Origin of the sequence: Lonsdalea britannica, assembly GCF_946477055.1 — a bacterium.
Classification (GTDB): Bacteria; Pseudomonadota; Gammaproteobacteria; order Enterobacterales; family Enterobacteriaceae; genus Lonsdalea; species Lonsdalea britannica_A.
This window is the reverse complement of sequence record NZ_CAMKXG010000279.1, coordinates 1-4,210: the sequence shown is the minus strand read 5'-3', so window position 1 is coordinate 4,210 and position 4,210 is coordinate 1. Positions and strand designations below refer to the sequence as shown.

Genomic DNA, 4,210 nt, shown 5'->3' with positions numbered 1-4,210 from the left:
GACGGATTCACCGCGCCTATCAGCGCACCCGCGATGCCAACTTCTCACTGGAAGGGCTGATCGGCTTCAATATGCATCGGCGAACGGCGGGGATCATCGGTACAGGGAAAATAGGCGTGGCGACGCTACGCATTCTGAAAGGATTTGGTATGCGCCTGCTGGCATTCGATCCCTATCCCAACCCGCAGGCAAGAGAGCTGGGAGCGGAATACGTCGATTTGAAAACGCTGTACGCGGAATCGGACGTGATCTCCCTGCACTGTCCCATTACGCCGGAGAATCATCATTTGCTCAACGAGGCCGCTTTTGCGCAGATGAAGGATGGCGTGATGGTCATCAATACCAGCCGAGGCGGGCTGATTGATTCACAGGCCGCGATCGAAGCCCTCAAGCAGCAAAAAATCGGTGCGCTGGGGCTGGATGTGTATGAGAACGAACGCGCGCTGTTCTTTAGCGACAACTCGAATGACGTCATCCAGGACGACATCTTCCGTCGGCTCTCCGCCTGCCATAACGTGCTGTTCACCGGCCATCAGGCTTTTCTGACGGAGGAAGCGCTGACCAGCATTGCGGGCACGACGCTGCAAAGCCTGCGTCAGATTAGCCTTGGCGAAGACTGCCCCTTTTCGCTGACATGACATCGCTGCCGGTCGGCTAGCGGAATCCACCGGCCAGGCAGGAGCCATCTTCCAGCGACTGGGCGTCGCAGCGACGTCCGTTGGTTAGCAGACAGGTGCCCACGCTGGCGCCGTTCAGTTGACGAGCCAGCCCAATTTTACCGCCCGCCAGCGTACAGGAAGCGGCGGCTGAATCCTTACCCTGCCAGGCCGTCATTTCCTGAGCGGACAACCTGACGGCGTCCGCTGGCACAACCGTATTCTCTTCCGCCGCTTTTTCACTGCTGCCGCATCCGACCAGCACCAGTACCAATCCCGCCAACATCCCCTGCCGCAGTCTCATGTCCCGCCCTCATCACCCAATTAGTCCCAATCCTATTTACCACAGTTTATTGCGTGATAGCAGACCAGCAAGCCGTTAGCAGTGAAAGATTTTTTCAAAATGAAAAAAACGGCGACAAAAACACACATAACCGGCCATTCTCCGCGTTAACATGCCGGGAAAATCGCCGTCCAGCGTTAAGGCATTAAGGGCGACAGCAATGAGATAGCGATTGTGACGACGCTTGATGATAAACTTGCCCGCCATAAGCTTTATGCCCTAACCCTGCCCAAACTTGAACGTGAGCCACAGTGAAATGTCAGAAATTCAATCGGTGACGCCCAAACAGCAGTACAACCTGAATAAACTCCAGAAGCGCTTGCGCCGCAACGTCGGCGAGGCCATCGCCGCGTTCAATATGATCGAAGACGGCGACCGTATCATGGTGTGCCTCTCCGGCGGCAAAGACAGCTACACCATGCTGGAAATATTGCGCAACCTGCAGCAGAGCGCGCCGATTCAGTTTTCGCTGGTCGCCGTAAATCTGGACCAGAAACAACCGGGGTTCCCGGAGCATGTGCTGCCGGAGTATCTCGACACCCTGGGCGTCGAATACAAAATTGTGGAAGAGAACACCTACGGTATCGTCAAAGAGAAGATCCCGGAGGGTAAAACGACCTGTTCGCTATGCTCGCGCCTGCGTCGCGGCATTTTGTACCGCACCGCCACCGAACTCGGCGCGACCAAAATTGCGCTCGGACACCATCGCGACGATATTTTGCAGACCCTGTTCCTGAACATGTTTTACGGCGGCAAGCTCAAAGGTATGCCGCCCAAGCTGATGAGCGACGACGGTAAACACGTGGTGATCCGTCCGTTGGCCTACTGTCGGGAAAAGGACATCGAGCGTTTCGCCGAGGCGAAAAACTTCCCCATCATTCCCTGCAACCTGTGTGGTTCTCAGCCCAACCTGCAGCGTCAGGTGATTAAAGATCTGCTGCGCGACTGGGATAAACGCTATCCGGGGCGCATCGAAACCATGTTTACCGCCATACAGAACGTCGTGCCGTCCCATTTGGCCGACGAAACGCTGTTCGATTTCAAATCCATCACCCATAACAGCGAAGTGGTGGACGGCGGCGATTTGGCGTTTGATCGGGAAACGATCCCGCTACAGCCGCTGGGCTGGCAGCCAGAGGATGACGAGATAGCGCCTCCCGCCGATCAGCGGTTGGACGTCGTCGAAGTCAAATAAAGGCGAGAGATGACTGAAGCGGCCGGTCTTAGTACCGGCCATTTTTTTATTTGTAGCCCGGAAGGCTGTGGTACAGACGAAAAAAAAGCCGGCATAACTTTGCCGGCTTGGTGTGAATTAAGTGTGCTATGCAGTAATTCAAAATAGGAAGTAAGACAATATGGAGCGCAACGTCCATCGCTTGACGTTGCATTCACCTGCAGCCGGAATCTTGCCGTACACGACGTTGGGTAATGTTGATGTTGCTCAAACTTGGGCGGTTTTTTTTATCAACGGACGGTAAAATCGCGCTTTCTCACTTGAAAAATCGCCGATCCTCACATCCATTTACTTCGTTTTAACCACCAGGCAACCATCAGCACCATAAAGACCAGCATCATGCAGAAAGAGATAAACCCAATCGAACTGCCTGAACCCGGGATCCCCCCGAGGTTGACGCCAAACAAGCCGGTGAGAAAGGTCGTCGGCAGAAACAGCATCGCCAGCACCGACATATTGTATGTCCGACGGTTCATCGACTCCGCCATCAGGGTGTTGATCTCATCCGCAATTACCGCCGTACGGGCAATGCTGCCGTCCAGATCTTCCAGCCCTCTTCCCAATCGTTCGGCAATTTCCAGCATTCGGCGACGGTCATCATCCTGCAGCCAGAACAGCTTCTCCCCCGACAGGCGAGAGAAAATGTCGCGCTGCGGCGTCATGTAACGGCGCAGGACAATCAGCTGCTTGCGGATCAGCGAAAGCTCGCCGCGCGCAGGCATTTCCTGCTCCAGCAACGCATCTTCCAGATCGATGATCCGTTCGTGAAGCTGGTCGATGAATTCGCTGGTGTCGTCGGTCAGCGCCTCCGCGATAGAAACCAGCCAGCTGCTACTGTCTGTCGGGCCATTGCCCTCTTTCAGATCGCTCATGACGGCATCAATGGCCGCCACTTTGCGGCGTCGCGTCGAGACAATCAGTTTATCGGTGATGTAAATGCGGAGCGCTACCAGCTCATCCGGCCGCGCGTCTCCGTTGTAATTAATGCTGCGCAGCGTAATCAGTGTACCTTCGCCCAGCCGACTTACGCGGGGCCGCGCGCTCTCTCCCGACAGCGCGTCGCGCACCGTATCGGGCAACAGTCGGGTTTCCTGCAGCCAGCGGCTGCTTTCAGGATGGGTCGAGTCCAAATGCAGCCAGCAAGGCTGAGTGTTGTTGACGATTTCATTATCTTCGATGGGAACGACGCCGCCTTTTCCATCCAGCTGATAAGAAAATACGGCGCCCGTGCGCTGTAATGCGTTTCCATTAATCACGTCTGCTTCCACTCGGTTTCTCCATTTGACTCACCTTGATCACTATCTTAGCGTTTCTGACCATAACGGCAACGCCACCGTGGCGGTCGGCCACGGCGTGCGCGCCGAGAGGCGGATCGCGAGATTAGTGTTTGATGATGTAGAGCATATGGCTGTAGGCCGTGTCTTCCGGATTGTTGATGGGGTAGCCTTTCACCCAGGGTTTGATCAAGCGGGCGTTGGTGTACTGATAAATCGGGGCGATGGGCGCTTCATTCATAAGCATTCGCTCGGCCTGATTGTATTCCTGATTTAGCCGCTGACTGTCCGTCTGACCGCCGGTGTCCTTCATCAGCCGATCGTACTCCGCATTGTGGAAACGCGAGATATTGCCGCTGTGCGACGAGGTCAGCAGCGATAAAAACGTCGACGCTTCGTTGTAGTCACCCACCCAAGAGGCGCGTACGACATCAAAATTACCGCTGTTGCGATTGTCGATGTAGGTTTTCCACTCCTGATTGACCAGCTTGACCTCTACCCCCAGCGTTTTTTTCCACATGGAGGCGACGGCGATAGCCACCTGTTTGTTGGTTTCCTGCGTGTTATACAGCAGAGACAGTTTCAGCGGTTTACCCGGTCCATAGCCTGCCGCTCCCATCAGCGCTTTGGCCTGCGCATCCAGCTCGGCCTGCGAATACTGCTCCAGCTCGCTTTGCTCCGGCGTGAATCCGCTGGTCACGTC

At 55.4% G+C, this 4,210-nt stretch carries 5 protein-coding genes; 2 read left to right on the top strand and 3 right to left on the bottom strand.

Annotated features, from left to right (window positions below):
- The coding region (locus tag Q7O77_RS15145; RefSeq protein WP_304169212.1) for an NAD(P)-dependent oxidoreductase at window positions 1-638 on the top strand (638 nt) is incomplete at its 5' end.
- A gap of 16 nt (window positions 639-654) precedes the next feature.
- Here the strand turns inward: Q7O77_RS15145 and Q7O77_RS15140 are convergent.
- Window positions 655-960, bottom strand: a complete 306-nt coding sequence (locus tag Q7O77_RS15140) for a DUF333 domain-containing protein (protein ID WP_304169209.1) — start codon at window positions 958-960, stop codon at window positions 655-657.
- Between the two features lie 295 nt (window positions 961-1,255).
- On the opposite strand from Q7O77_RS15140, the gene ttcA reads away from it, so the two are divergent.
- The gene (gene ttcA / locus Q7O77_RS15135; RefSeq protein WP_304169206.1) at window positions 1,256-2,194 is read left to right on the top strand and encodes a tRNA 2-thiocytidine(32) synthetase TtcA; all 939 of its coding nucleotides are present in this window, start codon (window positions 1,256-1,258) and stop codon (window positions 2,192-2,194) included.
- Window positions 2,195-2,511: 317 nt separating this feature from the next.
- On the opposite strand, the gene zntB is transcribed toward ttcA, so the two are convergent.
- Window positions 2,512-3,501: a zinc transporter ZntB gene (gene zntB, locus Q7O77_RS15130; protein WP_304169203.1), complete on the bottom strand. Its 990-nt coding sequence runs from the start codon at window positions 3,499-3,501 to the stop codon at window positions 2,512-2,514.
- A gap of 112 nt (window positions 3,502-3,613) precedes the next feature.
- Window positions 3,614-4,210, bottom strand: a 597-nt coding sequence (locus Q7O77_RS15125; RefSeq protein ID WP_304169200.1) for an ABC transporter substrate-binding protein, incomplete at its 5' end; no start/stop codon positions are given.